The sequence below is a fragment of the Tolumonas lignilytica genome (assembly GCF_000527035.1).
GTDB lineage: Bacteria > Pseudomonadota > Gammaproteobacteria > Enterobacterales > Aeromonadaceae > Tolumonas > Tolumonas lignilytica.
The window spans coordinates 2,824,290-2,850,752 of record NZ_AZUK01000001.1 but is presented as its reverse complement, the minus strand read 5'-3'; the positions used below and the strand labels follow the sequence as shown (position 1 = coordinate 2,850,752).

The window sequence follows — 26,463 nt, the reverse complement described above, 5'->3', positions numbered from 1 at the left end:
TCTCAGGTAGGATTTATAAAAAACGCGCTATTTTAACGGATAGGTCGCGGAATAAACAGGGTTAATGTGATCAATGCCACGCATCAATACAGAGAATGGTTTAAATAAAAGCGAATGAATCAGCAGCAGCTAGCTTTATTAGTAGATTAGCGTAAATTTCGGCACAATCTTTGTTTAGCGCTTATGAATGTAAGCTACTATTACTGATATTCAAACAAAACAATAACAACGATTAACCACTTGTCTGGGGTCTGAAATACGATGAACACAATGTCACTAAAAAACAAGCTTTCGCTGGCAGCAAGTGCTGCCATATTGCTGGTTGGCGTGATTTTAACAACCGAAACCTTTTTCGAAGCCAAGTCGCGTCTTGAAACGCAGTTGAGCGAGCAAGTAAAAAATATCGGCAACACATTTGCTGCCAGTGTGAACTATTGGTTCAACAGCAAAGGTGCCGCCATGAAAGCGTTTCAGGCTGATCCGACCAACAATGGCGATATTGTTAAAGCATTACAGCAGGCCCGTGTTTCCGGTGAATTTGATAACGTATTTTATGCCCGTCCAGATGGTACACAGCTAAATGCCAATGGTGTGGTGCTCCCTCCTGGCAATGATGATCCCCGTAAGTGGGATTGGTATCAGAAAGCCCAGGCTAACCCCGGCGCTGTTTACGTTTCACCGCCGTCGATTGCGGCCGCAACCGGACAATTTGTTGTTTCTTTGGGTAAAGCCGTACAACAAAACGGTCAGACGTCCGCCATTCTGGGTGTCGATGTGACGGTGACTGAGCTGTTAAATCAGTTGCGCAAAGTACAATTACCGGGTGATGGCAGTGCCTTTTTAATCAACAACAATGGCATCATTCTGGTTCATACTGAAAAAGAACAATTATCCCAACCGATAAGTAAACTATATCCCGGTCTGGATTACGCAACGCTCAGCAATATGAAAGCGGATGAATTCCGTCTGGTACAACACAATGGCCGGACTGAACGTGTTTATGCCACCCCGGTAAGTGGACAAGATCAATTGCTGGTACTGGTGCTGGATAACGATAAAGTCACCGCCCCGCTATATACTCAGATGTGGACCAGTATCGGTGTGCTTGTGGTGGTATTGCTGATTTCTCTGAGTGGCTTTGCCTTGATGTGTAATGCATTGTTCCGCCCTCTCAGTGTGGTTTCTCAGGCTTTGGCCAAAATTGCGGATGGTAACGGCGATCTGACCCAGCGCATTCCATTACACAACCGGGATGAAGTGGGGCAATTAGCCGCCAACTTCAATAAATTTGTCGATAGTTTGCATCAGTTGATCGCCCATGTTCGTCAGCAAGCGAAAAACATTGGTGATGAAGCAACGCAAGGTTTACGCCGCACCAAAACCTCAGTGCAGGAACTCAGCCGCCAGCAGCAAGAAATTGCGATGGTTGCTACTGCTGTAACAGAAATGGCATCGGCCACCCAGGAAATTGCCAATAACGCAGAGCAGACCGCGGCCAGCGCCATCCAGTCGTCTGAAAGCAGCGAAGCTGGTAAATCACTGGTCAACAAAACACGGGAATCCATCAGCCATCTGGCAGACGGGGTTTCTGATGCAACCGATGTCATCGCACAGTTGGATCGCCATGCGCAAGAAATTAGTGGCATTCTGGCAACCATCCAGGGGATTGCAGAACAAACCAACCTGCTGGCACTGAATGCGGCCATTGAAGCCGCGCGCGCCGGTGAACAAGGTCGTGGCTTTGCGGTCGTTGCCGATGAAGTGCGCGTGTTATCACAACGGACGGCCGCCTCTACCACCGAAATTCAATCCACGATTGAGACTCTGCAACGCACAACACAAAAAGCCGTCAGCATGATGGAGAAAAGTCGTGAGATGGCCGCCCACAGTGTGCAGGATGCCTTGGATGCCTCCAGCGCACTGGAAGAAATCACGCGGGCAGTCAGTTCTATCTCTGATATGGCCAATCAGATCGCGACTGCGGCTGAAGAACAAAGCCATGTCACGGGTGAAATCACCACGAACGTCACCGCAATTAAAGATGTTGCTGACGAAGTTGCCAGTGGCGCAATTCAGGCTGAAGATGACGCGCATCAGTTACAGCGTCAGGCTGACGACCTGAATGGCAAGGTGGCACATTTTATTCTGTAATACCGCTGATATTGCAGTATGTAGAAAGCCAGTATTTTGAAAATACTGGCTTTTTAATTTATTTAAACCAGACAAAACCGGACTGTAGTTACATTATCGTTTAACAAAACTCATCTATGCTTATAGAGATGACTACATCTTAAGAGATCTGCTCTATGTTCAAACATTCACTGAAAGCCAAGATTCTGCTACTCGTTAATCTGGCTATTCTGACTATTATTGTTTTACTTTCTACCACCTTTTATTCCTCACAAAAGAACCTGTTGTTACAACAAAGCTATCAAAATCTGAAGAGTGTAGGCACAGAGATCTCGCGGGGTATCAGCGATTGGGTTAGTGTACGACACAGTATTATCAAAGGGTTAAGTGACACCGTTGATAGCCCGGACTTGGTCAGCCATTTAGTGCAGGCTCGTACCTCAGGTAATTTTGCGCTGGCCTTTTATGGTGATGAAAACGGCAAGATGGTTGATGCGGATCCGACCATTGATCGTACCAGTTATGACCCCAGAAAACGGGACTGGTACAAAGACACCAAGGCAGCCGGTCAGCCCACATTATCCAAACCCTATATCAGCGCATCGATGAAAAAACTGATCGTGGCCTTTTCTGCCCCGGTTAGTCATGGTGTGGTATCTGGGGTAATTGATATTGATAGCATTATTAATACCATCAATAACCTCAATATTCAGGCCAATGGCGAAGCCATGTTGCTGCTTAAAGATGGAACGTTAATCGCCTATAAAGATAAAAATCGAATTCTAAAACCGGTCAGCGAATTAACCCCCGATATTACGCCAGCTTTTTTAGAGCAATCGATCCAAAGTAATAGCCTGCAATCTATTCACATTGGTGATGCGGAAAAACTCGTCTTGACCGTTCCAGTGCCTAACACCGAATGGAATATTCTATTTGCGCTGGATAAAACGACCCTGATGGCCCCGCTTTACAGCAAACTGCTCCAGCAGATCTTGATTGCATTGGTGATCGGCGGCATTTTCAGTCTGGCGCTCAGCCTTTTGATCAACTACCTGTTTAAACCACTGAAAACCGTCTCCAGCGCGTTACAAACGATAGCTGACGGTAAAGGGGATCTGACCCAGCGTATCCCTCTCAGCCATCAGGATGAAATTGGCCTGCTGGCAACCAATTTCAACCGCTTTGTCGGCAGTCTGCATGAGTTGATCACGCATATTCGTTCATTGGCAAGCAGCATCGATGATGATGCAGATCAGGGTTTAAAACGTAGCCAGACATCTGTTCATGAACTCAGTCGCCAGCAACAAGAAATCACGATGGTCGCAACCGCCGTGACGGAAATGGCTTCCGCCACCCAGGAAATTGCCGGTAATGCAGAGCGTACTGCAGCCGCCGCTATCCAATCATCAGAAAGCAGTGAGGCTGGTAAATCGCTGGTTAATAAAACGCGGCAATCGATCAGCCAACTTTCAGATGGTGTCTCTGATGCCACCGAAGTTATTGCACAACTGGAGCGTCATGCGCAGGAAATTAGCGGCATTCTGGCAACCATTCAGGGAATTGCGGAACAAACCAATCTGCTGGCACTGAATGCCGCCATTGAAGCAGCGCGTGCCGGTGAGCAAGGGCGTGGCTTCGCCGTGGTAGCCGATGAAGTTCGCGTGCTATCACAACGCACAGCGGCCTCCACCACTGAAATTCAATCCACCATTGAGACCTTGCAACGCACCACGCAGAAAGCCGTCAGCATTATGGCTAAAAGTCAGGATATGGCCGCTCACAGTGTGCAGGATGCGCTGGATGCCTCTGCCGCATTAGAGGAAATAACGCGTGCGGTAAGCTCCATTTCCGATATGGCCAACCAGATTGCAACAGCGGCAGAAGAACAAAGTCATGTTACAGGTGAAATCACCACGAACGTGACTGCCGTTAAGGATGTCGCCGATGAACTGGCTACAGATGCGGTGCATGCGCAGGAAGATGCTAAAAATCTGCAAGCACATGCCGCCGATCTCAGCAGCAAGGTGGCGCATTTTATTTTGTAAACCGTAAAAGGATCTTCCAGCCCCGCTCTGCGGGGCTTTTTATTATCTGACAGCCACTAACTGTTCCACCAGAAGCTGAACGGAACGCTGACCTCGCCATTCATTGATATCCAGACGATAGACTAACTGCACTTGTCCGACCGATGCATCCGGCCAGCGAGCAAGATCAACATTGAATGCAATCGCATCGAGTCGTGGCCCATTCGGTACTTCCACTTCCATTTTAAGATGTTTGCTGCCAACCAGTTTCTGATGCTTCAGATGGAACACTCCATCAAAACATGGTTCAGGAAACGCTTGCCCCCAAGGCCCGGCGTTACGTAATGCTTCAACCATCTCCAGCGAGAACTCCTGCGGAAACAATTCCCCATCGGTTAATACGATGCCCGTTAATTGCTCTTCAGTTAGCCATTCGGCAACCAGTGCCGTAAATCGCTCACGGAAAGGTACCAGACTTGCTTTAGGTAACGACAACCCTGCCGCCATCGCATGACCGCCATATTTACTGATCAGCCCCGGATGCAGTTGATCTAAGCGTTCCAGAGCATCACGCATATGCAGACCGGGAATTGAACGCCCGGAACCTTTCAGTTCCTCGTCACTACTTTCAGCAAATGCAAATACCGGACGGTGATACTGTTCTTTGATCCGGGAGGCCACCAAACCCACGACCCCCTGATGCCAGTCATCCTGATGCAGCACCAATGCAGCGGGCAAATCCCCCTCCAACGCTTTCAGACGAGACAGGGTCGCCAGCGCTTCCTGTTGCATACTGCCTTCGATGGCCTTGCGTTCCTGATTGAGTGCATCCATCTGCGAAGCCAGATGACGCGCCACAGTCTCATCATTAGAGAGCAGACAGGCAATCCCCATGGTCATATCATCCAGACGCCCGACCGCATTCAATCGCGGGCCGAGAAAATAGCCCAGATCGTTGGCGGTCAGCCGTGAGAGATCGCGTCCGGCCACTTCACATAGTGCCTTGATCCCGGCCCGGCATTTCCCGGCACGGATGCGCTGTAAACCTTGATACACCAATATCCGATTGTTGTTATCCAGCGCCACCACATCGGCGACGGTTCCCAGCGCTACCAGATCCAGATAATCTGCCACATTCGGTGGCGTGATGTTCTTTTGGGCAAACCAGCCAAGCTGCAGCAGATGGCTGCGTAATGCCGCCATCAGATAAAAGGCAACACCGACGCCCGCCAGATTACCCGAACCGAACCCGCAGCCTTGCTGATTGGGATTCACGATGGCATCGGCGTGTGGCAATTCCGCACCGGGTAAATGATGATCGGTGATCAATACCTTCATCCCCTGCTGCCGCGCCACGTCAACTCCCGCCAGACTGGAAATCCCGTTATCCACCGTGATCAGCAATTCTGCGTGTTGTTGTGCCGCCAGCATGGCAATTTCCGGGCTTAAGCCATAACCGTATTCAAAACGGTTAGGCACCAGATAAGCTACGTTTTGCGCCCCCATCGCCCTTAAGGCCAGCATCATCAGGGCTGTACTGGTTGCGCCATCACAGTCAAAATCACCCACGATGACAATCTGTTGCTGCTGCTCTAATGCCTCGGTCAGCAAGGCGAGCGCCTGCGGTAAATCTTTAAGCCCTTGCGGTGCCAGCAAATGACTGGCTGAGCGGTTTAATTCATCAGGGTGCGAGATCCCCCGGCTGGCGTAAATCTGACGCAGACGGGCAGGAATCTCCGCCGGTAAAAAAGAGTCATCCACCTGTGGGCGGCGACGAAGTTTAAAAGTCATCATGAATTATCTGTATGATTAATGCGTTCAAAGATTGTCAATTTGCTTGTCTTGCGGATAAGTCACCTGATAACCGGTGTCGAGTGTCACCGACTTACCGGCTGGCAACGGCAATTCCCACCGCTGAACGCCTGCCTGCTGATTCACATTCTGTTCTTTCGGCGCGACCGTCCCTTCCAGCACAGAGACCTTGATATCCTGTTGTTTCGATGTCGGCCAGCTATCCAATACGGTCAGCATCATCGGTTTGTCATGGCCGTTGGTGGCTTTTAACTGATAGTGGCGCTGTACTGTTTGTTGTTTATTCAGTACGCCGGTTTCTCCGGCCTCATTCTTTATCGTCTGCCAATCCAGTGTGACCGCATCATCCACACCGAAGCCCAGTGAAATTTGAGCCTTAGGTGCCAACGATGGCTGCGCGAGCTTACCCACGCTGACACCATCCCGTTGCAACCGCCATTCGCCGGCCAATAATGGCGTAGCGGATGGATTTTCCACTTTGGTGTACAGATATGCATGGGTATCCAGCCGCGGTACGGCCAGTAAACTCAGCGTGATAGGCCATTGCTGCTGTTGCAGCATGACCCGCTGTTTTTCAACACTGGAATTGATGCTGATTTTTCCCGGCACCTGATAGGAAACATGGTAACCACTATCCACTACCAATGTCGGTTGTTCTGCGACAGGTGCGGCAGACAACATCATCTCCGTACTGGCACCATCGGCCATCTGCGGTGCTGATTTCAATAAGGTATTTCGGGCGACCGGGTGTTGATAATCAATCCACCAGCTCGATAGCTTGGGCGGTTCAACCGCCGAACTGGGTTGCAAGGTAGACAGGGTCAATGCCACACCCTCCCAGTTTTCACCGCTATTCTGCTGCACATACGCCGCCTGTGTCACGGCCAGTTTACCTTGTCGTGTATCCAGATTGGCATCATACACCGGATACCAGCCCGCCTGATTTAACTGATAATTCAGTTTCATCAGCAACTTACCACCACCTGATTGCAAATGAACCACCGCAATTTTCTTATCCTGCTGGCGGTTATTGATCTGTTCGAGCTCACGTTGTGTGCTGTCAATCTGCTGCTTTAATTCCCGGATGTCCTTGGCCAGCGACACTTTGGCCGCACCAATTTCTTTCATTCCTGAACCCAGCGTTTGCCATTCGGTACGCCATTGCGCCGCGTTGCTGTCTGACGATTTATTATCGGAATGACCACTCCCGCCATGTTCAGCCAGCTTTTGCAGATACGTTTGCTGCGTATTCAATGCCAGCTTGTCAGCCTGCAACAATGCCAACTGATCTTGTTGTGCAATCAGTTTATCTTGTAATTCTTTCGCCCGGGGAAGCACCAGCTCACTGCGGATCTCATTTTTAATTTCAATGTTGCTGACAACACTGTTCTTATCACCGCTGCCTGTGATCCGCAGTGAGTTTTCATCCAGTGTTGATGGCAACCCGGTGATCACAACCGTCTGAGGGCCTGCCGGCAACTCAACGGAAAACGTGCGGGTGACCGTCGCAGAGGCAGGATACACAGTCACCGCCGAGATCTGACTTTCCACGACTTGTTCCGCCATCGCGGATGACATCATCAGTGCCAGTAAACTGAATGAAAAAATACGTGTCTTTTTATCAAGCATATTATTAAGCATGGATCGCTCCCGTAATGTGTCATGCACGCGGATGATGTTCCTGATGCAGTTCCTGCAAGCGAGCCTGCGCAACATGAGTATAGATCTGCGTCGTGGATAAATCCGAATGCCCCAACAACATCTGCACGACACGTAAGTCCGCGCCGTGATTTAACAAATGCGTGGCAAAAGCATGTCGCAGGGTATGCGGGGATAAGTCAGAATTGATATTGGCACGGACGGCATAGAGCTTGATGCGATGCCAAAATGTTTGCCGGGTCATATGCTGTGCCCGGTTAGACGGAAACAATACATCCGATGATTGTTCATGCAATAACGTCATCCGGCCCTCACGCATGAATCGCTCGATCCAATACTGCGCTTCTTCCCCGGTCGGAACCAGACGATCCTTGTTTCCTTTTCCCGTTACGCGCACATAGGCCAAATTGCCAGCCAACTGGTGCATCTGCAACCCAACCAGCTCCGACACACGCAATCCCGTGGCATACAAAAGTTCCAGCATGGCTTTATCACGCAACTCGATGGGATCAGCCACATTGGGTTCTGCCAGTAACGCATCTACCTGCTCTTCACTGATGTCTTTGGGCAGTCGCAACGGCAGTTTCGGGCCATCCAGCGCCACGGTCGGATCATCCGCCCGTAATTGTTCCCGGATCAGATATTGGTAAAAACGCCGCAAGGCACTGAGTAAACGAGCGGTGGAAGTCGCTTTAAATCCCTGATCAATTCGCCAGGCCAGATAGGTATGCAATAACAGCGTATCGAGCGTCAGATATGACGATCCTTTACTGTCCAGCCAGTCGTTGAGCTTATACAAATCCGTGCGATAAGAAGAGAGCGTATTATCCGAAAGTCCGCGTTCCAGCCATAGCATATCCAGAAATTGTTCAATCAGCGGGTTATCTTGTTTCATTATTAATTTGTTACCTTTATTGGCGATCCGCCCTGTGCTTTTGTAACATGGAATCTGTTTTGTTGTCTGGAAATCATTATGCAAATTGGTCTGTTTTACGGCTCCAGCACTTGCTATACCGAAATTATTGCAGAAAAAATCCAGTCCACCCTCGGTGCGGATCTCGTTACCATTCATAATCTCGCGGATACGCCCGTCAGTAAAATGGAAGACTATGCCATTCTGTTTCTGGGCATTCCGACTTGGGATTTTGGTGAAATCCAGACGGACTGGGCCAATAACTGGGATGTGATCGACCAGGTCGATCTAACCGGAAAAATCGTGGCTTTATTCGGGTTGGGCGATCAGGGCACCTATGGCGAATGGTTTTTAGACGCCATGGGATTGCTGCATGACAAACTGCTGGCCAAAAGCTGCCAAATCGTCGGTTACTGGCCCAACGAAGGCTATGAATTTGAAGCCTCAAAAGCACTGGTTGCCGATGGCAGTTACTTCGTCGGTCTGGCACTGGATGAGATCACCCAGTATGAACAAACCGACGCACGCTTGAATCAGTGGTTACAACAGGTGCTGGAAGAAATTGCCCAGCTTTAAGCCGACATCCGCAGGTAAAATTCATCAGCCAGCGCAATAAACTCCGGGGAGTAACGGTTGTCGATTTCACGCAGACAAAGTTGCTCCTCTTCCGTTTCCACTGATTTACGACTCAGCAATAACAGCATCAGATTGGGTTCTTTGCCGCGTTTGGTTTCAACCCAGCAGCGTTGTTGTAAATGCCAACCCTGTTGCATGGCCAGTGCAATCAGCGCATCCCCTTGTGCCACCGGTAAAACCAAGGCCAGTTTTCCAAACGGCGTTAACAGACGGGCGGCGCTTTCCAGCAACGACGCATGATCCAACGCCTCCGTATGCCGGGCCAACTGCCGAGCCGCATCAGGCAGACTCTGCCCATGCACAAAATAAGGCGGGTTGCTGATGATCAGATCATAATGCGGCGCCTGATAGGTACGAATGTCATGTCGGAATACCCGGATCCGCTCCCGCCAGGGTGAGGCATTGATATTTTCTTCCGCTTGTCTGACGGCTTCCGGATCCAGCTCTACCGCGTCGATTTGAACCTCTTGGTGGGTCCGTTGTGCTAGCATCAGCGCTAGGATGCCAGTGCCGGTACCAATATCCAGAATACGCTTGGCCCCTCCCACCGGAGTCCAGCATCCGAGAACAATACTGTCGGTTCCCACCTTCATCGCGCAGCGATCCTGTTCGATATGAAACTGCTTAAACGTAAAACTATGACCGCCCATGAAAACCTTTCTTCTATTGAATTATCTGCAACACTAAAATAGCTGCGAATTTTACTCCATACTTGCCTATAATGTGCGCCCTCATTTGTAAGTCAGGAAGTCGTTTATGTCTTTTGAATCCTTAGAATTGGATCCCGTTCTGCTGCAGGCTGTAGAAGAACTCGGTTTCAAACGCCCAACCACCATTCAATCACAGGTGATTCCGGTGGCGATGGAAGGACGGGACATCATGGCTTCCGCTCCGACCGGCACCGGTAAAACAGCCGCGTTTCTGCTGCCTATTCTGCAGCACATGCTTGACTTTCCGCGCCGCAGACCCGGCCCGGCTCGGGCGCTGATCCTGACACCGACCCGTGAACTGGCATTGCAGATCACCGAACAGGCCGAAGCACTGGCAGCACACACGCATATGAAAGTTGCTAGCATCATCGGTGGTGTAGCCGAAGAGACCCAACTGCCGGCATTAGAAAAAACGGTCGATATCGTGATTGCCACCCCTGGCCGTCTGATGCAATACATCGAAGACGAGCGTTTTGACAGCCGTGATATTGAAGTGCTGGTACTGGACGAAGCAGACCGCATGCTGGACATGGGCTTTATCGGTGATGTCGATCGGATTGCCGCTGAAGCACGCTGGCGCAAACAGACCATGCTGTTCTCCGCTACGCTGGAAGGGGCGGGTCTGAAGAGTTTTTCCGAAGAATTGCTGAAAGATCCAGCTGAATTTTTTGCTGAACCGCCACGCAGCGAACGCAAAAAAATCCAGCAACTGGTCTATTTTGCTGATACCGCCGAGCACAAATTCAAAATCCTGAAGCATCTTTTGCAGCAGGAAGATGTACAGCGCAGCATCATCTTCGTCAAAACCCGCGAACGACTAGCAGAACTGGTCAGCCAGTTACAAGGCAGTGGTATCGACTGTGCCTGGCTGCGTGGTGAAATGGAGCAGGAAAAACGTATCGACGCTCTGCGCCGTTTCCGTTCAGACAAAGTAAAAATTCTGGTGGCGACTGACGTGGCAGCGCGTGGTATCGACCTACCGGATGTCAGCCATGTATTCAACTACGATATGCCTCGTTCTGCCGACACCTATGTGCATCGTATCGGTCGTACCGGTCGTGCGGGTAAGAAAGGCTGTGCCATCAACCTGGTTGAAGCGCATGACGTCGGCATGATGGAACGTGTTGAACGTTACACCGAAGAAAAAATGTTACGCCGCGTGGTGGATAGCCTGCGTCCGCAACATAAGATCAGTAAAGTCTCCACGAAGAAAAAAGATAAGAAAGACGAAGATAAAAAAACGGATACAAAACCCAAAGAGAAGATCCGCCATCGCGTTACCAAGAATAAAGGCAAACCCGACTGGGCGAAAAAACACGCCGAGAAAGCAGCCAAAGCGGCAGCAAAAGAGGGAACTGCTAATAAAGATAGAAGCGATAAATAGAATTGTACTCGTCCGCCTGTACATGCAGGCGGACGCTATCTGCCATGATCGTTATACCACCCCTTCCGGTCGACGAAACACCCACTTGTTTTCCGTCGATAGTTCTTCACAGAAGGCATAGCCTTCAACATCGAAATTCCGTAACTGTTCAGGTTTAGTCAGGTGATTTTTCACCAGATATCGCGCCATTAGCCCTCGCGCTTTTTTCGCATAGAAACTAATGATTTTGTACTTCCCGTTTTTCTCATCCTGAAATACCGGCGTGATCACCCGGCCAGCCAGTTTCTTCGCGTTTACCGATTTAAAATATTCGTCCGAGGCCAGGTTTAATAAGACATCATCACCTTGTTCCGCCAACGCCTGATTCAGATGTTCGGTAATGATATCGCCCCAGAAGGCATATAAATCCTTGCCGCGGGAATTAGCCAGTTTAGTGCCCATCTCCAGTCGATATGCTTGCAATAAATCCAGCGGCCGTAACAGACCATACAAACCGGAGAGAATACGAATATGCTGTTGCGCCACATCCAGATCGGCATCATCAAAATCCTGCGCGGCCAATCCGGTATAAACATCGCCGTTAAACGCCAGCAAAGCCGGACGGGCATTGGCAGGTGTCGCCATGGATTGCCACTCTGCGTAGCGAGCCACATTCAGCCCAGCCAGTTTGTCACTTAAACTCATCAGAGAAGCGATATCAGCAGGCGTAAACTGGCGAAGCTTTTCAATCAACAATGCCGATTCATGCATCAACACAGGTTCAGAAAAACGCAAAGTGGTCAGCGGAGATTCGTAATCCAACGATTTGGCAGGAGACAACACAGCCAGCATAAGCACCTCAATAAAAAAGGATGAAGCAGTAACTTGTTATCAACATGTTACCACGTTCATCCTGTATTAGATGCCTGTTACTCTGATAGGCTCAACCATTGGTTCAAGCGACGGTGACGTTATCCAGCATTCCCGAATCGAATTTGCCGCCCGTCGCCATCTTGATCATCATGCGCACATCGTTACTTGAATCAGCAAACGCCAGTGCCTCATCAAACCCGATCACCCCTTGCTGATACAATTCAAACAACGACTGGTCAAACGTCGTCATGCCCAATTCACGGGAACGAGACATCGTCTCTTTCAGGCGGTGCACTTCGCTCTTACGAAGGATGTCACTGATTAATGGTGTATTCAGCATGATCTCAAAAGCGGCGCGACGCCCTTTGCCATCTAATGTTGGCACCAATTGCTGCGCCACAATCGCTTTTAAGTTGAATGCCAAGTCATACATCAACAAGCGATGTTTAGAGGGCGGCACCAAGTGCAAAATACGTTCTATCGCCTGATTTGCGTTATTCGCATGCAAGGTTGCCATACAAAGATGGCCGGTTTCAGCAAACGATAATGCAAACTCCATGGTCTCTTCAGAACGGATTTCACCGATCAAGATCACGTCTGGTGCTTGTCGTAACGCACTTTTCAGACCTTCATCAAAGGAAAGCGTATCTGTCCCGACTTCACGTTGCGTGATCAGGCAACGATCATGCTGGTGAACAAATTCCACCGGATCTTCAATGGTCAGAATATGATTGTGTGCATGACGGTTACGATAACCAATCATCGCCGCCTGAGTCGTTGATTTACCCGCACCGGTTGCACCAACAAACAAAATCAGCCCACGTTTTGCCATCGACAATTCTTTCACCGATAACGGCAAATACAACTCTTCACACGTTGGAATAACGGTTTCAATGCGACGAATTGAACAGCCAGGAAAATCTTGCTGCCAAAAGGCACTGACACGGAAACGACCGATTCCCGGACAACTGATCGCAAAATTAGCCTCTCTGCTGTCAATATATACCTGAAAACGATCATCCGTCATCGTCTGACGAACCATGTCCAACACTTCGTTTTCATCCAACACTTTATCGCCAAGGCGACGTAGCTTTCCGTTTACTTTTAAGGATGGTTGAATGCCCACAGAGATAAACAGATCGGAGCCTTTTTCATCCACCAACGTTCGTAATAACTTAGCCAGTTCCATAGCCCTATCCTTACACAATGGAGTTCGGATCCACGGCCTTCGTTTTCGCATCTTGCACTGAAATCAAGCCGCGAGCGACCAGGTTCTTTAAACAATAGTCCATCGTTTGCATTCCATGCACCATCCCTGTCTGGATGACGGAATACATTTGTGCAACCTTGTCCTCACGGATCAGGTTACGAATGGCCGGAATACCGATCATGATTTCGTGTGCCGCAATACGACCACCGCCATTTTTCTTCAGCAAGGTTTGTGAAATAACTGCTCGCAACGACTCAGACAACATCGAACGAACCATTGATTTCTCTTCACCGGGGAATACGTCAATGATACGGTCGATAGTTTTTGCGGCTGAGGTGGTATGCAATGTCCCAAACACCAAGTGACCTGTTTCTGCGGCGGTTAATGCCAGACGGATGGTTTCCAAATCACGCATTTCCCCCACCAGAATGATATCCGGATCTTCACGCAACGCTGAACGCAGTGCCGCATTGAAGCTTTTGGTATCACGGAACACTTCACGCTGGTTGATCAGACTTTGCTTACTCTGATGCACAAACTCGATAGGATCTTCAATCGTCAGAATGTGGTGATTGTATTGATCATTGATGTAATCGATCATGGCCGCCAGCGTGGTTGATTTCCCTGAACCCGTCGGGCCGGTCACTAGCACCAGACCACGTGGATTTTCAGAAATATCACGGAAAATTGGCGGCGCGCCAAGATCATCCAGCGTCAGCACTTTACTTGGAATCGTACGGAAGGCAGCCGCAACACCGCGACTCTGATTAAACGCATTCACACGGAATCGAGCCAGATTAGGTATTTCAAATGAGAAGTCGACTTCCAAATCCTCTTCAAATACCTTACGCTGATGGTCATTCATGATGTCATAAATCAGACCATGCACTTGTCGGTGCTCCAGCGGCGGTACGTTAATTCGCCGGACATCACCGTCAACACGAATCATAGGTGGCAATCCGGCGGAAAGGTGTAAATCTGACGCGTTATGCTTGACACCAAAGGCCAATAATTCGGTTATATCCATTTATTATTCCCACTCCCAACAAAAACTGAACCAATGAATGATATCGAGTCACGCTTACTTGCAATAAAAGAACAGATCGCCACTCATGCCCGGCTCGCTGGCCGCCAGCCCAATGAGATACAGCTTCTGGCTGTCAGTAAGACCAAACCGTTAGAAGCCATACAGGCCGCGTATCAATCTGGACAGCGGCTGTTTGGTGAATCTTATGTGCAGGAAGCGATCACCAAAATTCAATGCTTAAAAAATTTACCCGAGTATGCCGGTATCGAATGGCATTTCATCGGGCCGCTGCAATCTAATAAGACCAAACTGGTGGCCGAGCACTTCGACTGGGTTCACAGTATTGATCGTGAAAAAACAGCGCAACGGCTGAATGATCAACGCCCAGAAACGAGTTCACCACTCAACGTCTGCCTTCAGATTAATATTAGCGGAGAACAGACCAAATCGGGTATTAATGCTGATGAAGTTTTTGGTCTGGCTGGCATAATCAACAATTTTCCACGCTTAAAACTACGTGGATTAATGACAATTGCAGAAAATACCGCCGATATGAACGTCGTACGTGAAAATTTTCTGCAGATGCAAACATTGTTTAATCGTTTAAAAACCCAATATTCATCAGTAGATACACTCTCCATGGGGATGACCGATGATATGGCAGTCGCCATCGGTTGCGGCAGCACTATGGTACGAATCGGAACCGCCATTTTCGGCAGCAGAGAATATAAGTAGGAATCATGGAACAAAAAAATATTGCGTTTATCGGTGCCGGCAACATGGCGCGTAGCCTGATCAGCGGTTTGGTCAATGCAGGTTATCCTGGCAGCAAGATCCATGCGACAGATATTGATGCAGAAAAAGCTCGCCAACTGGCGACGGAATTCGGCATTGCCGCCAGTACCGATAATATCTCCGCCGTTAAAGGTGCAGATGTCGTGGTGCTGGCAGTCAAACCCCAGTTTATGGCAGAAATGCTGGCCAAGCTGACTCCGGCCGTAGGCGATTTAGGGCAGAAACTTATCATTTCTATCGCGGCTGGTATCAGTGTCACTCGCTTGCAAGCATTGCTGAACCATCACCAGAACATTGTGCGTTGCATGCCAAATACACCGTCACTGATCGGACTGGGCATCACGGGTCTGTTTGCCTCTGCCGCCGTCAACACCTCTGACCGTCAGTTTGCCCAAAGAATGCTGCAAGCCGTAGGCAAAACTGTCTGGGTTGATAACGAAGAAGCCATTAACGGAGTTACTGCTGCCTCTGGTAGCGGCCCAGCGTATTTCTTCCTGTTTATGCAGGCTATGGTGGAAGAAGCACAACGCATGGGATTCAGTGCGGAAGTAGCTCGTAAACTGGTGCAGGAAACGGCATTGGGTGCAGCCCAGATGGTGATCGCCAATCCGGAAACAGATCTGGCGACCCTGCGCGCGCAAGTGACTTCCAAAGGCGGCACAACCGCTGCGGCGATCAGCGTATTTGAAGAAGGTAAACTCGCAGAGCTAGTGAGTGCCGCCATGCAAGCCGCGCAGCATCGTGCTGAAGAGATGGAAACATTGTTTTAAGGATTTTCATGAATACACTGTTTTTTCTGCTGGATACTGTTTTCAGCATTTATCTGATGGTTGTGTTGCTGCGATTCTGGCTCCAGTGGGCCAGAGCCGATTTTTATAACCCGTTGAGCCAGTTCAGTGTCAAGTTGACGCATCCGATCCTGACGCCGCTGCGCCGGATTATTCCCGGTTTCCGGGGGATCGATTTCGCATCATTATTATTGGCTTATGCCGTTGCCGCATTGAAATTTGTCGCCTTCATGTGGTTGGGTTTTCTCAAAATCAATGTGACAGGGCTTTTGCTGCTCAGTTTCCTCGTGGTTCTGAAACAGGCCGGTTCTCTGCTGTTCTGGGTGCTGATGGCTCGGGCTATCCTGAGTTGGATCAGTCAAGGGCGTAGTTCCATCGAATACGTTCTGTATCAACTGACGGAACCATTACTCAGCCCGATCCGCCGTTTTTTACCCTCCTTGGGGGGACTGGATCTGTCAGTGCTGGTGCTGTTTCTGCTGCTACAAGGCATCAACTATCTGATGCTGGATCTGGTTGGTCCATTGTGGAATAGCCTTTAATGGCAGGTTTTCGCAAAGAAGGCGAAGATGTCTGGCTGGATGTTTACATCCAGCCGAAAGCCAGTCGCGATCAAATTCAGGGATGGCACGGTGAAGAACTTAAAATTGCTATCACCGCGCCTCCTGTTGATGGGCAGGCCAATGCGCACCTCATCAAATTCCTGTCCAAACAGTTTAAAGTTGCCAAGAGCCAGATCGTGATCCACAAAGGCGAACTCGGGCGGCATAAAACCGTACGTATCACGGAACCGCAACAACTACCTGCCATTCTGGATCAGTCAAACGACTGATCCCAATTTCCTCATTCACACCGCTCCTGAATCGGTGGTGCAGAACCGTTTCCGACGTTATCATGTCGCCGATTTGAACACGGAGTCTGAATAATGGAAAAGGTCGTTCTTGCCACCGGCAATAAAAAGAAAGTTGAAGAGCTGAATGCGTTGTTGGCCGATCTGGATTACACCATCGTGCCGCAGAGTGAATTCAATGTGGAAAGTGTACCGGAAACAGGCACCACCTTCGTTGAGAATGCCATTATCAAAGCCCGTCATGCTGCTCGTATTACCGGTCTGCCGGCCATTGCCGATGACTCCGGCATTGAAGTCGATGCCTTATTGGGGCGCCCCGGCGTCTATTCCGCCCGCTATGCCGGTGAAGATGCCTCCGATGAAGACAATCTGGAAAAGCTGCTGGAAGAGATGAATGGTGTTCCAGCCGTGCTGCGTACAGCCCGCTACTGGTGTGTGCTGGTTTATATGCGTCATGCCGATGATCCAACACCGATCATCTGTCAGGCTAACTGGGAAGGCTCGCTGGCGACTGAACCGGCTGGAGAAAACGGTTTTGGTTATGATCCGATTTTCAACGTGCCACAGATGAGCTGTACAGCAGCCGAACTAGACCCGGATACCAAAAATCGCTTAAGTCACCGTGGTAAAGCGCTGGCTCAGCTCGTTATCGCCCTGCAAGAGTAATTTATGCTGCAACTGCCGCCATTGAGCCTGTATATCCATATTCCGTGGTGCGTACAGAAATGTCCGTACTGTGATTTCAATTCACATGCGCTGAAACAAGACATCCCGGAAGCTGACTATGTGGCGGCACTATTAGCCGATTTACATGCCGACCAGGCGTATGTCCAAAACCGCCCGTTGCAAAGTATTTTCATTGGCGGCGGTACGCCAAGTTTATTCTCTGCTGACGCCATTAGTACCTTGCTACAGGGTGTCCAGGCTCGCATTCCTTTTGCGGATGACATTGAAATCACCATGGAAGCCAATCCTGGCACTGTCGAAGCCGGCCGTTTTACCGGTTATCAGCAGGCAGGCGTCACCCGCATCAGCATCGGTGTACAGAGCTTCCAGCCGGAAAAACTGCAGCGTCTGGGGCGGATTCACGATCCCGCACAGGCTGTTGCCGCCGGATTGCAGGCTAGACAAGCCGGATTGCGCAGTTTCAACATCGACCTGATGCACGGCTTGCCAGAGCAAAGTGTCAGCGATGCCTTGTTTGATTTACAGCAGGCGATCGATATTGCCCCTCCGCATCTATCCTGGTATCAGCTGACCATTGAACCCAATACCGCCTTTGGTTCACGCCCGCCGGTGTTACCCGAAGATGAAACACTGTGGGATATTCAGGAACAGGGGCATCAGTTATTGCAACGTGCCGGTTATCGTCAGTACGAAATCTCCGCCTATGCCAAACCAGGGTTTGAATGTCGGCATAATCTCAATTACTGGCAGTTTGGTGACTATCTCGGTATCGGTTGTGGTGCGCATGGCAAAATCACCTTGCCAGACGAGAACCGTATAATCCGCACCGCCAAGGTTAAACATCCGAAGGGCTATCTCGACCCAGAGCGGGCCTTTCTGGATCAATGCTGGGATGTCGAAGCCAGCGACCGTCCGTTTGAATATTTCATGAATCGGATGCGGCTGTTCCAACCGATCCCTAAAGCGGAATTCAGTGCCCGAACAAATCTCACGCCAGAGACTGTCGAACCGTTGTTCCAGCGCGCTTATGAGCAGGGATTACTGGCGCAAAACGACACTGAATGGCTGGTCACCGAATTCGGCCATCGTTATCTGAATAGTCTGCTGACCATGCTGATGGAAGAATAAACCCGGCCCATTTGAAATTGCAGCGGTATTAACTGTAACAGTAGAAACAATAACGGCCTGCATCTTACGATAACAGGCCGTTGTTCTGTCTCTGTTCAGCGTACAGACTTAACTTTGACGCGCAAACAACAGATCCCAAACGCCGTGACCTAAACGATGACCGCGTTGTTCAAATTTCGTCAGCGGACGGGAATCAGGACGTGGCGTATAATCGCCTTCCACGGTATTCACAAACCCCTCTGCCGCATTCATCACTTCCAGCATATGCTCGGCATAGTTTTCCCAATCCGTTGCCATATGGAAAACACCACCGATTTTCAGTTTCGGACGCAACATCTGTACAAACGCGGGTTGCACGATACGGCGTTTATGATGACGCGCTTTATGCCATGGGTCGGGGAAAAACAGCTGCAAGGTATCAATGCTTTGATCTGGGATCATCTGGCCTAACACTTCCACGGCATCGTGGCAGAACAAACGCAGGTTGGTAATACCAGCATCCTGAGCGGATGATAAACACGCACCCACGCCCGGCCGATGCACTTCAATTCCGATAAAATTCCTTTCTGGCGCCGCCGCAGCCATTTCGACCAGCGACTTGCCCATACCGAAACCAATCTCCAGCACCACCGGCGCTTCGCGACCGAACAATGCGTTCAGATCCAGCATTTCATCGCGGTATTCAACACCCATTACCGGCCATAACTCCTGCAGTGCACGCTCCTGGCCTCTGGTCAAACGGCCTTCCCGACGTACAAAACTACGGATACGACGCATGAATTTACCATCTTCGGTAGTCTCTTCACCGACGTTCATTTCATTATGTTCGGTCATGGTGTCTCTCAATCAGTTAACAAGCGTTGGCATTATCCAGAGATAACCTGAAGGTGCAAGAGCCAAGCTGACTTTAGCGCCGATTTCATCAGGTAAAACCCTACTTTTTATCTCGTTTACACTACGCGACGGCTGTGCCAGCATGCAGGCTCAATTTGCAGAAGGTTTTTAGTTTGAATCAGGCCACTTTTTCACAGCGATTACTCGACTGGTATGATATATCCGGGCGTAAAACACTGCCCTGGCAACAAAACAAAACCCCCTACCGTGTCTGGGTGTCAGAAATCATGTTGCAACAGACTCAAGTCAGCACCGTGATCCCCTACTATGAACGTTTTATGGAACGATTCCCTGATGTCGTTTCACTGGCTAATGCGCCTCAGGATGAAGTGCTGCATCTCTGGACCGGTTTAGGCTACTACGCCCGCGCCCGCAACCTGCATAAAGCATCACAAGTCATCCGAGATCAGTATGCCGGTGCGTTTCCTGAAACCTTTGAAGAAGTAGCAGCACTCCCCGGCATTGGCCGCTCTACGGCTGGCGCCATACTTTCGCTGTCACTGAAACAGCACCATGCCATTTTAGATGGCAATGTCAAACGGGTGCTGACCCGCTGGCTGGCGCTAGAGGGCTGGCCCGGGCAAAAGCAAATTGAAAATGAATTGTGGAATTGGGCCATCAAGCTAACCCCATCTGAACGGGTTGAGCATTACAATCAGGCGATGATGGATCTGGGTGCCAGCCTGTGCAGTCGCAGCAAACCTCAGTGCCCTCTTTGCCCAATGCACGATGATTGCGGTGCTTACCAGCAAGGTAAGCCGACGGCCTATCCAACCCCGAAACCGAATAAAAAGCAGATCCCGGTAAAACAGACTTGTCTCTTGATCATGCAACACCAACATACGGTATGGTTACAACAACGTCCGGCACATGGGATCTGGGGAGGGTTATTCAGCTTTCCCGAGTTCAATGATGTCAACGAAGTAGAACTGTGGTTACAGCAACATGGCTATACAAATCTGACAATTCGGCCACTGACGGCATTCCGCCATACTTTTAGCCACTTTCATCTGGATATTACGCCCTTGCTGGTTAGCCTGCCCCACCCGGCGCACAGCATCATGGAGCAAAGCAACGAACTTTGGTATAACCTCAATCAACCACCCAGTGTTGGGCTGTCGGCCGTCACACTGAAATTACTGACTTATCCTGAACTGCAACAATAAGAGAAAATGATTATGACCCGAATGGTTTTTTGTCAGCGACTAAAAAAAGAAGCACCAGGTATGGCTTTCCAACTGGTTCCGGGCGAACTGGGTAAACGCATCTTCGATAACATCAGTCAGGAAGCCTGGGCCGACTGGCAAAAGAAGCAAACCATGCTGATCAACGAGAAAAAACTCAACATGATGAATGCGGATCATCGTGCGTTGTTGCAAGCCGAAATGGAAAAATATCTGTTTGAAGATGGCGAAGTGCAAATCGAAGGTTATGTGCCGCCGAGTGCTAAATAAACGTTTGTTTACGAAAGAAGCAGCCCTATCAGCGTTTTGTTCAGCAAAACAGCAAACAAACTGAAAATTGGGGTGTTTTGGAAAAAAGCGTTGACTTAAAAGCGCTTATTTTGTTTAATGCGCCCCGTTGCCCAGATAGCTCAGTCGGTAGAGCAGCGGATTGAAAATCCGCGTGTCCGTGGTTCGATTCCGCGTCTGGGCACCATAATTTCAGTTAACTTGCTACGGCGAGTTAAGTAAAAAATTTGTGTGCCGGCTTAGCTCAGTTGGTAGAGCAACTGACTTGTAATCAGTAGGTCATCAGTTCGATTCCGATAGCCGGCACCATTCTTTCTTAGCCCAGATAGCTCAGTCGGTAGAGCAGCGGATTGAAAATCCGCGTGTCCGTGGTTCGATTCCGCGTCTGGGCACCATGAATATCAAAGCCTCACAGCAATGTGAGGCTTTTTTATTTCCGGTTTCCGGTCGATATCCTGTCTTTTTGTAAATTCCCCTGCTTTAGTGCCACGCATCTTTTGAGATATTCGGTTGACTTAGAGTTAACTCGAATAATTAGAATGTATTATGCGAGAAATAATTAGTAATACCAATGGAGCAAACATGGAATCGAATATCAAAATTTTTCAAGCCACTATCAATGAGTTGAATCTAGTTGCGCCATTATTTAATGCGTATAGAGTTTTCTATGGCCAGCAAAGTGACATTAGCCACGCATACGAATTTTTGAAAAATCGCATTCTTAATAGTGATTCAATAATAATTTTGGCTACTGACAACGAGAAGTCTTTAGGTTTCGTACAGCTATATCCAAGTTACTCATCTATTTCTATGGATAAGATATTAATTCTGAATGATCTTTTCGTAGCAGAAGATAGTCGTAATAGAGGTATTGGAAGAAAACTGATGGACGCAGCTGAGTTTTTTTTTAAAAAGAATGCATTTGCATATTTATCACTCGAAACTTCTACTAAAAATCTAAGAGCAAGTAGATTATATGAATCGTGTGGCTATACAAAGGAAACTGGTGTAATACATTACAAGCTAAAAAATCCTAACCATATATGCTAACTTATTTATAGTAAAAACAATGAGTAATGAAATGGAAAATTCATCAAAAACAATAGATAGATATTCAACAACTAAAAGAATAAATGAATTATCAAGACTTTTTATCAAAAGTTATGCTTTATATGGAGCAACAACAAGAGATAAAATAAAGTTTTTCATAGATTTTATAAATAAATATGTTTCAACTTGCAACAAAAAGGAGTTGGTTGAGATTAATAGCTTAATAATAAATAACTGTGAGTGCAACAAAAAATCAAATTGGATTTACTACGAAACAAATTTATCATTAATTATAAGATTAATATCTAAACACACCAAAATAAGAAACAATACAGATCTCATCATTGATATTTTTGTCATTGCATTCACTCCATATTTTCTACAAAAGATGGTTCTGAGCAGCCACCATATTGATCACCAATATTATCAATTACTTTTAAAAGAAAATATTCTCAATTTACTTGATAAATTAAGAGAGTTAAATCTTGATTTATAATTTCAATTCTAATTAATGAATTTATAAAACACTAATCGCTCAATGGCTTTAAGAAAGTTAATTATTTTGACAATTTGCATTTTGCTAGATAGGGTTAAATTTATATTAAACCATCTATATCACCACAAGCTTAATTGTCTATTGATTTTTAAATCCCACCCCAAAAAAGCGCCCTAAGTAAAAACTCAAATTATATTGATACAATAAACACCTCTTTCATTCTCGAAATAGCGATGTGATAATGTAAACACCGTATTTATTAGCGCAGCAGAAACAAAAACAGACAAGAACTATGCAACTAAATGGCTTAATTCTAATGAGCTTTTTGATGGATAAAATTCGATTATTTCATACTCTGCAAGTCCGTTAATAAAAAATGGGTCTAACTTCAATAACTCTAACAGTTGATGACGTTCTATGTTATGAGCTAAAACAACCCCACCATTACGAGGTTCTTGTCTTCCTGAAATAATAAACACCCCTGCATCATACTGCATTTCAAGAAAATTAACATGCTCCTGAAGGAATTTATCTATGATGGAAATATCAACTTTATACTTTAAAACAACTACAAACATAAACACCCCATAGTTAGAACTCATTAAATTTCAAAACAATAAAACTCGCTCAATGAAATAAAATGAGTTCATAACACTTAATTAATACACATCAATACTTAATTAACATTTATTTATCGAATTTTTAGCAATGTTTTTCCATTCAAACCTAACATTGCATTATCGATTGCCAGTGTAAAATCACCAAGATCATAAATTTTTGAAACTGGTGTAAGTTCAGGTTTATTGCGTAAGATATTCCAAACATTGTCTGTTATAGATGATAGATCATCTTGTGCAAGCTGATCTAACCAGGCATCGATTCCAAATCCCTTCCATGTGATATTTTTGAATAAAATCTTAGATGTCTCTAATGTAAACTCACTTTTATCAAGTAAACCATAAGAGATGAATGAGCAAAATAGATTTGCATAATCAATTAACACAGGAGTATCTTTGCCACCTACAGCATCTATGATTACATCAAATTTGATACCAACCTGAGATAAACACTGTTCGACAGTTGAAGCTTTTGACAGATCTTTACTACTTCCAAAATCATACAGTCTATAACCATCATCAGTTAATATAAGCCCATATGGTGCGTGGCCTTTTGTTAGAGCCATTTGTGCAGACTGTTGTGCTACAACTGAACTTGCTGCGGTATAAAGAATATTGCTCTTAGCTTTTACCACGGATACATCAAGAAGTCCCCATGCAGTAAGAGGATTTAAAGCAAACTGCGCAGCAGTTGTTGGACTAATATCATTCGGGACTGGATATGTTCGACTTTCTTTTGCAACAACATATTCAGCCCATACACCAACAGATCTAAATGATACAAGTTGACCGATATGCCGATTTTTAATATTTGCTCCAACTGATACAATTCGGCCAAATCCTTCAAGTCCGGCAGTCTGTGGAAAATTAGGTTTAATTCGATAATATCCACCGATAAACATAAAATCTGCTGGCTGGATTGTCGACATACAAACTTCAATAAGTACTTGATCATCCATGATCTGAGGTACCGGTTGTTCTGTTAACTTTATAACATCTTGTGGTTTGCCAATATTATTGAAAACTAAAGATTTCATAATTACTCCATTGTTACGTTATTTGTCATGTTTCATGGATATTAAGCGTGCATCTAACTTTGATAAGCTTACTTTGTATGCATTAATTTGTTTTACTAAACTTGCTCTTTGTTCTACTAAAATTCTAATTTTTTCCTCAGCACTATTTCTTACCTTATTATTAAAAGACAAAAACATAGCTATTTGATTTAAATCCATACCAAATTCTTTCAGCTCTGAGATTAATTTAACTTCATCGAGGTTACTAGCTGTATAGATTCGCCTACCTGATTCATCTCTAATAATTTTATTTAAAAGTCCGATCTTCTCATAGTAACGAAGAGTAAATGGACTTATGTTAGCGTTTATTGAAAATTGCTTTATATTCATGACAAACTACGATTTCATTTTATCTTCAAACGCATAGCTGTCATCTTAATTTTAGGTGCAATAAGTCCTGCAATAACAGCTATAATTCCCAACATCTGCACCCAATCTATTTTATACCCATATAAAATAGAGACAAATATCGCAAACACAGGCACAAGATTAAAGTATGTTGAAGTTAATTCAGAACCAACCTTATCTACACAATCGAGCCAAATTACGTAAGAAAATACAGTTCCAAAAACACTCACATAAATCAACTCAATTTTCCCAACCCCTGTAAGAGAACGTAACTCCATTAAAATATTTGTATTTCCGATATAAAACCATGCAATGGCGGCAAGTATACAACTGCTTAACATGCCAATAAAAACATACAACAAAGGTTCAATATACTTAGTAATATAGCCACTCAAAAATGTATAAAAACTCCATGACAACATAGCCAAGATAATAAGCTGATCGCCAAAATTAACTCGTAAATTCCTTATAACTTCTATATTGCAATTGGTTATAACAAGCATTACTCCACTTAGACTTACACCCAACCCAATAACATTCATTAGCTTAGGTGTTTTTCTAATGCTTATATGTAACATAAGCGATGTTATCATTGGGCTTAACGACATGATTAATGAACCATTAATTGAGTTTGTGTACGTTAGCCCTGCATACATTAATACATTAAAACCACCGACACCCAACATGCTGATAACAAAAATAAAAAGCCATGTCATCACTGATAAATTAGGAAATCTCAATTTTTTCATGTATATATAATAATACAAACAAATTGATGCTAATAGAAACCTCCAGAATACAACTGAAATAGGTTCCATTTGTTCTAATACATCTTTACCAATAGGGAAGCAACTTCCCCAAAAAAAAGCACATATAACTAGTAAGATGATCGATTGTTTAACTGAGAACTTGAACAACATTTTACTTTTCCAGCTATGCTTAATATTGAATTAATCATATCAATCAAATAAAATCATAAATACGATCATATTGTGGATTTTAAATTCCAAAAATGAAATCTAACTATTCTCTAGACGATCTTCGATACTTTTGTATTGTTGCAAAGATGGGTAGCTTTAAGGATGCATCTGACCACCTTCAAATTCCACTCTCCACATTGAGCAGAAGGATTCAAAGATTAGAAGCTGATCTAAAACTTAGATTACTGAACAGAGACTCTCATAAAGTTGTGTTAACTCATGTTGGACAAAAGTATTTTATTAAAGCGAATAGTTTGTTTGATGAACTGACAACATTAGGTCAAGAACTTCAAAATGATAAAAATAAATTAACAGGTAAGATCAGGATATCCGCTCCCATACATTCAGGCACACATCTTTTGAGCCAAGTTTTTTTTGACTTTATGTCTCAATATACTGAAATCAACTTAGATATCCATTTCTCCAATAAATTAATTGACCTAGAAAAAGATGCTATTGATGTTGCATTTCGCGTAGCATCACCAGCTATTGATCATTGGATAGCCAGACCTATAAAAAATTTCAATTTTATTCTTTGTGCTCATTCGTCTTATGATACATCATCTATTTTGCACCCATCTGATCTCGACAACCACCCACTAATTGTTAATTACCCAGTTTTTCCATGGGAGTTGATATCAAAAGAAACTAATGAAGAATTCACATATAAACCCGATGCATCTATAAAAATGGAAGTTGACGAATTAGTTTTTTCATATAAAAGTATTTGTACCGGAGTAGGAATCGGATTTCTTCCAGACTATCTTGCAATCCCTAAAATACAATCCGGATTATTAAAACGAGTATTACCTTTTTGGCATGGAAAAAATAAGACCATATATATGATTTATCGTGAACGAGACAATCTTCCGTACAGAGTGAGAGTCTTTATTGATCACATATTAAGATCTCAAATATAAGACAT

The 26,463-nt window shown here is 46.2% G+C and carries 27 protein-coding genes and 3 tRNA genes; 18 read left to right on the top strand and 12 right to left on the bottom strand.

Annotated features, from left to right (window positions below):
* Window positions 1–270: 270 nt before the first annotated feature.
* Both H027_RS0113320 and H027_RS0113315 read left to right on the top strand, forming a co-directional pair.
* Window positions 271–2,151: a methyl-accepting chemotaxis protein gene (locus H027_RS0113320; protein WP_024872951.1), complete on the top strand. Its 1,881-nt coding sequence runs from the start codon at window positions 271–273 to the stop codon at window positions 2,149–2,151.
* 155 nt (window positions 2,152–2,306) lie between these two features.
* Window positions 2,307–4,175: a methyl-accepting chemotaxis protein gene (locus tag H027_RS0113315; RefSeq protein WP_024872950.1), complete on the top strand. Its 1,869-nt coding sequence runs from the start codon at window positions 2,307–2,309 to the stop codon at window positions 4,173–4,175.
* Between the two features lie 42 nt (window positions 4,176–4,217).
* Here H027_RS0113315 and recJ read toward each other — a convergent pair whose 3' ends face one another.
* Genes recJ through xerD form a run of 3 tightly spaced genes read right to left on the bottom strand, consistent with a single transcriptional unit; the run spans window position 4,218 to window position 8,520 of the window.
* On the bottom strand, window positions 4,218–5,945 hold the full coding sequence (gene recJ / locus H027_RS0113310; RefSeq protein ID WP_024872949.1) for a single-stranded-DNA-specific exonuclease RecJ: 1,728 nt from the start codon (window positions 5,943–5,945) through the stop codon (window positions 4,218–4,220).
* A 27-nt stretch (window positions 5,946–5,972) separates the two neighbouring features.
* Window positions 5,973–7,607: a DUF4139 domain-containing protein gene (locus tag H027_RS0113305; RefSeq protein WP_024872948.1), complete on the bottom strand. Its 1,635-nt coding sequence runs from the start codon at window positions 7,605–7,607 to the stop codon at window positions 5,973–5,975.
* Window positions 7,608–7,626: 19 nt separating this feature from the next.
* Window positions 7,627–8,520: a site-specific tyrosine recombinase XerD gene (gene xerD / locus H027_RS0113300; protein WP_152536725.1), complete on the bottom strand. Its 894-nt coding sequence runs from the start codon at window positions 8,518–8,520 to the stop codon at window positions 7,627–7,629.
* 78 nt (window positions 8,521–8,598) lie between these two features.
* On the opposite strand from xerD, the gene fldB reads away from it, so the two are divergent.
* Window positions 8,599–9,114, top strand: coding sequence for a flavodoxin FldB (gene fldB / locus H027_RS0113295; protein ID WP_024872946.1), 516 nt, complete (start codon window positions 8,599–8,601; stop codon window positions 9,112–9,114).
* Here fldB and H027_RS0113290 read toward each other — a convergent pair.
* Window positions 9,111–9,824: a tRNA1(Val) (adenine(37)-N6)-methyltransferase gene (locus tag H027_RS0113290; RefSeq protein ID WP_024872945.1), complete on the bottom strand. Its 714-nt coding sequence runs from the start codon at window positions 9,822–9,824 to the stop codon at window positions 9,111–9,113. The genes fldB and H027_RS0113290 overlap by 4 nt on opposite strands.
* Window positions 9,825–9,930: 106 nt before the next feature.
* On the opposite strand from H027_RS0113290, the gene srmB reads away from it, so the two are divergent.
* Window positions 9,931–11,268, top strand: coding sequence for an ATP-dependent RNA helicase SrmB (gene srmB, locus H027_RS0113285; RefSeq protein WP_024872944.1), 1,338 nt, complete (start codon window positions 9,931–9,933; stop codon window positions 11,266–11,268).
* Between the two features lie 51 nt (window positions 11,269–11,319).
* Here the strand turns inward: srmB and yaaA are convergent, their stop codons facing one another.
* The 3 genes from yaaA to H027_RS0113270 all read right to left on the bottom strand — a co-directional run bounded on the left by yaaA (window position 11,320) and on the right by H027_RS0113270 (window position 14,357).
* Complete coding sequence (gene yaaA, locus H027_RS0113280) at window positions 11,320–12,099, bottom strand: peroxide stress protein YaaA (protein ID WP_024872943.1); 780 nt, start codon at window positions 12,097–12,099, stop codon at window positions 11,320–11,322.
* 103 nt (window positions 12,100–12,202) lie between these two features.
* On the bottom strand, window positions 12,203–13,309 hold the full coding sequence (locus H027_RS0113275) for a PilT/PilU family type 4a pilus ATPase (RefSeq protein ID WP_024872942.1): 1,107 nt from the start codon (window positions 13,307–13,309) through the stop codon (window positions 12,203–12,205).
* 10 nt (window positions 13,310–13,319) lie between these two features.
* A complete protein-coding gene (locus tag H027_RS0113270; RefSeq protein WP_024872941.1) occupies window positions 13,320–14,357 on the bottom strand; it encodes a type IV pilus twitching motility protein PilT in 1,038 nt (345 codons plus the stop codon).
* A 33-nt stretch (window positions 14,358–14,390) separates the two neighbouring features.
* Between H027_RS0113270 and H027_RS0113265 the strand changes: the two genes are divergently transcribed.
* From H027_RS0113265 to hemW, 6 genes are all read left to right on the top strand, one after another.
* Window positions 14,391–15,092, top strand: a complete 702-nt coding sequence (locus tag H027_RS0113265) for a YggS family pyridoxal phosphate-dependent enzyme (protein WP_024872940.1) — start codon at window positions 14,391–14,393, stop codon at window positions 15,090–15,092.
* Window positions 15,093–15,097: 5 nt separating this feature from the next.
* The gene (gene proC, locus H027_RS0113260) at window positions 15,098–15,922 is read left to right on the top strand and encodes a pyrroline-5-carboxylate reductase (protein ID WP_024872939.1); all 825 of its coding nucleotides are present in this window, start codon (window positions 15,098–15,100) and stop codon (window positions 15,920–15,922) included.
* 8 nt (window positions 15,923–15,930) lie between these two features.
* Window positions 15,931–16,482 carry a YggT family protein gene (locus H027_RS0113255; RefSeq protein WP_024872938.1) on the top strand — a complete coding sequence of 184 codons (552 nt, stop codon included), beginning with the start codon at window positions 15,931–15,933 and terminating at the stop codon, window positions 16,480–16,482.
* Window positions 16,482–16,772 (top strand): DUF167 family protein YggU, encoded by a 291-nt coding sequence (yggU, locus tag H027_RS0113250; RefSeq protein ID WP_024872937.1) that lies wholly within the window; start codon window positions 16,482–16,484, stop codon window positions 16,770–16,772. The genes H027_RS0113255 and yggU overlap by 1 nt, the downstream gene beginning before the upstream one ends.
* A gap of 93 nt (window positions 16,773–16,865) precedes the next feature.
* Window positions 16,866–17,456 carry an RdgB/HAM1 family non-canonical purine NTP pyrophosphatase gene (gene rdgB / locus H027_RS0113245; protein ID WP_024872936.1) on the top strand — a complete coding sequence of 197 codons (591 nt, stop codon included), beginning with the start codon at window positions 16,866–16,868 and terminating at the stop codon, window positions 17,454–17,456.
* Window positions 17,457–17,459: 3 nt separating this feature from the next.
* Window positions 17,460–18,605, top strand: coding sequence for a radical SAM family heme chaperone HemW (gene hemW / locus H027_RS0113240; protein ID WP_024872935.1), 1,146 nt, complete (start codon window positions 17,460–17,462; stop codon window positions 18,603–18,605).
* 108 nt (window positions 18,606–18,713) lie between these two features.
* On the opposite strand, the gene trmB is transcribed toward hemW, so the two are convergent.
* The gene (gene trmB / locus H027_RS0113235; protein WP_420804647.1) at window positions 18,714–19,439 is read right to left on the bottom strand and encodes a tRNA (guanosine(46)-N7)-methyltransferase TrmB; all 726 of its coding nucleotides are present in this window, start codon (window positions 19,437–19,439) and stop codon (window positions 18,714–18,716) included.
* Window positions 19,440–19,612: 173 nt separating this feature from the next.
* On the opposite strand from trmB, the gene mutY reads away from it, so the two are divergent.
* The 7 genes from mutY (at window position 19,613) to H027_RS0113200 (ending at window position 22,517) form a co-directional block, all read left to right on the top strand.
* Complete coding sequence (gene mutY / locus H027_RS0113230; protein WP_024872933.1) at window positions 19,613–20,665, top strand: A/G-specific adenine glycosylase; 1,053 nt, start codon at window positions 19,613–19,615, stop codon at window positions 20,663–20,665.
* Between the two features lie 12 nt (window positions 20,666–20,677).
* Window positions 20,678–20,953, top strand: coding sequence for an oxidative damage protection protein (locus tag H027_RS0113225; RefSeq protein ID WP_024872932.1), 276 nt, complete (start codon window positions 20,678–20,680; stop codon window positions 20,951–20,953).
* A 129-nt stretch (window positions 20,954–21,082) separates the two neighbouring features.
* A tRNA-Phe gene (locus tag H027_RS0113220) sits at window positions 21,083–21,158 on the top strand.
* Window positions 21,159–21,204: 46 nt separating this feature from the next.
* Window positions 21,205–21,280, top strand: a tRNA-Thr gene (locus tag H027_RS0113215).
* Between the two features lie 10 nt (window positions 21,281–21,290).
* Window positions 21,291–21,366 (top strand) — tRNA-Phe (locus H027_RS0113210).
* Window positions 21,367–21,553: 187 nt separating this feature from the next.
* The gene (locus tag H027_RS0113205) at window positions 21,554–22,021 is read left to right on the top strand and encodes a GNAT family N-acetyltransferase (RefSeq protein WP_202593442.1); all 468 of its coding nucleotides are present in this window, start codon (window positions 21,554–21,556) and stop codon (window positions 22,019–22,021) included.
* A gap of 31 nt (window positions 22,022–22,052) precedes the next feature.
* Entirely contained in the window at window positions 22,053–22,517 is a 465-nt protein-coding gene (locus tag H027_RS0113200; protein ID WP_024872930.1) for a hypothetical protein, read from the top strand.
* A 290-nt stretch (window positions 22,518–22,807) separates the two neighbouring features.
* Here the strand turns inward: H027_RS0113200 and H027_RS0113195 are convergent, their stop codons facing one another.
* The 4 genes from H027_RS0113195 to H027_RS0113180 form a co-directional block, all read right to left on the bottom strand.
* Window positions 22,808–23,095: a YciI family protein gene (locus H027_RS0113195; protein ID WP_024872929.1), complete on the bottom strand. Its 288-nt coding sequence runs from the start codon at window positions 23,093–23,095 to the stop codon at window positions 22,808–22,810.
* A gap of 113 nt (window positions 23,096–23,208) precedes the next feature.
* Complete coding sequence (locus H027_RS18455; RefSeq protein ID WP_024872928.1) at window positions 23,209–24,171, bottom strand: alcohol dehydrogenase catalytic domain-containing protein; 963 nt, start codon at window positions 24,169–24,171, stop codon at window positions 23,209–23,211.
* A gap of 18 nt (window positions 24,172–24,189) precedes the next feature.
* Entirely contained in the window at window positions 24,190–24,540 is a 351-nt protein-coding gene (locus tag H027_RS18450; RefSeq protein WP_024872927.1) for a MerR family transcriptional regulator, read from the bottom strand.
* A gap of 14 nt (window positions 24,541–24,554) precedes the next feature.
* The gene (locus H027_RS0113180; RefSeq protein WP_024872926.1) at window positions 24,555–25,478 is read right to left on the bottom strand and encodes a DMT family transporter; all 924 of its coding nucleotides are present in this window, start codon (window positions 25,476–25,478) and stop codon (window positions 24,555–24,557) included.
* Between the two features lie 92 nt (window positions 25,479–25,570).
* Between H027_RS0113180 and H027_RS0113175 the strand changes: the two genes are divergently transcribed.
* Complete coding sequence (locus H027_RS0113175) at window positions 25,571–26,458, top strand: LysR family transcriptional regulator (RefSeq protein ID WP_024872925.1); 888 nt, start codon at window positions 25,571–25,573, stop codon at window positions 26,456–26,458.
* Window positions 26,459–26,463 lie beyond the last annotated feature (5 nt).

Coding starts and splice junctions, on each gene's coding strand:
- proC (WP_024872939.1), top strand. CDS start 15,098: ATGGAACAAAAAAATATTGCGTTTATCGGTGCCGGCAACATGGCGCGT.
- H027_RS0113305 (WP_024872948.1), bottom strand. CDS start 7,607: ATGCTTAATAATATGCTTGATAAAAAGACACGTATTTTTTCATTCAGT.
- H027_RS0113180 (WP_024872926.1), bottom strand. CDS start 25,478: ATGTTGTTCAAGTTCTCAGTTAAACAATCGATCATCTTACTAGTTATA.
- H027_RS0113290 (WP_024872945.1), bottom strand. CDS start 9,824: ATGGGCGGTCATAGTTTTACGTTTAAGCAGTTTCATATCGAACAGGAT.
- H027_RS0113270 (WP_024872941.1), bottom strand. CDS start 14,357: ATGGATATAACCGAATTATTGGCCTTTGGTGTCAAGCATAACGCGTCA.
- H027_RS0113315 (WP_024872950.1), top strand. CDS start 2,307: ATGTTCAAACATTCACTGAAAGCCAAGATTCTGCTACTCGTTAATCTG.
- yaaA (WP_024872943.1), bottom strand. CDS start 12,099: ATGCTGGCTGTGTTGTCTCCTGCCAAATCGTTGGATTACGAATCTCCG.
- H027_RS0113275 (WP_024872942.1), bottom strand. CDS start 13,309: ATGGAACTGGCTAAGTTATTACGAACGTTGGTGGATGAAAAAGGCTCC.
- H027_RS0113265 (WP_024872940.1), top strand. CDS start 14,391: ATGAATGATATCGAGTCACGCTTACTTGCAATAAAAGAACAGATCGCC.
- H027_RS0113205 (WP_202593442.1), top strand. CDS start 21,554: ATGGAATCGAATATCAAAATTTTTCAAGCCACTATCAATGAGTTGAAT.
- xerD (WP_152536725.1), bottom strand. CDS start 8,520: ATGAAACAAGATAACCCGCTGATTGAACAATTTCTGGATATGCTATGG.
- H027_RS18455 (WP_024872928.1), bottom strand. CDS start 24,171: ATGAAATCTTTAGTTTTCAATAATATTGGCAAACCACAAGATGTTATA.
- trmB (WP_420804647.1), bottom strand. CDS start 19,439: ATGACCGAACATAATGAAATGAACGTCGGTGAAGAGACTACCGAAGAT.
- yggU (WP_024872937.1), top strand. CDS start 16,482: ATGGCAGGTTTTCGCAAAGAAGGCGAAGATGTCTGGCTGGATGTTTAC.
- fldB (WP_024872946.1), top strand. CDS start 8,599: ATGCAAATTGGTCTGTTTTACGGCTCCAGCACTTGCTATACCGAAATT.
- H027_RS0113175 (WP_024872925.1), top strand. CDS start 25,571: ATGAAATCTAACTATTCTCTAGACGATCTTCGATACTTTTGTATTGTT.
- H027_RS0113200 (WP_024872930.1), top strand. CDS start 22,053: ATGGAAAATTCATCAAAAACAATAGATAGATATTCAACAACTAAAAGA.
- H027_RS0113320 (WP_024872951.1), top strand. CDS start 271: ATGTCACTAAAAAACAAGCTTTCGCTGGCAGCAAGTGCTGCCATATTG.
- H027_RS0113255 (WP_024872938.1), top strand. CDS start 15,931: ATGAATACACTGTTTTTTCTGCTGGATACTGTTTTCAGCATTTATCTG.
- H027_RS0113225 (WP_024872932.1), top strand. CDS start 20,678: ATGACCCGAATGGTTTTTTGTCAGCGACTAAAAAAAGAAGCACCAGGT.
- srmB (WP_024872944.1), top strand. CDS start 9,931: ATGTCTTTTGAATCCTTAGAATTGGATCCCGTTCTGCTGCAGGCTGTA.
- hemW (WP_024872935.1), top strand. CDS start 17,460: ATGCTGCAACTGCCGCCATTGAGCCTGTATATCCATATTCCGTGGTGC.
- recJ (WP_024872949.1), bottom strand. CDS start 5,945: ATGACTTTTAAACTTCGTCGCCGCCCACAGGTGGATGACTCTTTTTTA.
- H027_RS0113195 (WP_024872929.1), bottom strand. CDS start 23,095: ATGTTTGTAGTTGTTTTAAAGTATAAAGTTGATATTTCCATCATAGAT.
- rdgB (WP_024872936.1), top strand. CDS start 16,866: ATGGAAAAGGTCGTTCTTGCCACCGGCAATAAAAAGAAAGTTGAAGAG.
- H027_RS18450 (WP_024872927.1), bottom strand. CDS start 24,540: ATGAATATAAAGCAATTTTCAATAAACGCTAACATAAGTCCATTTACT.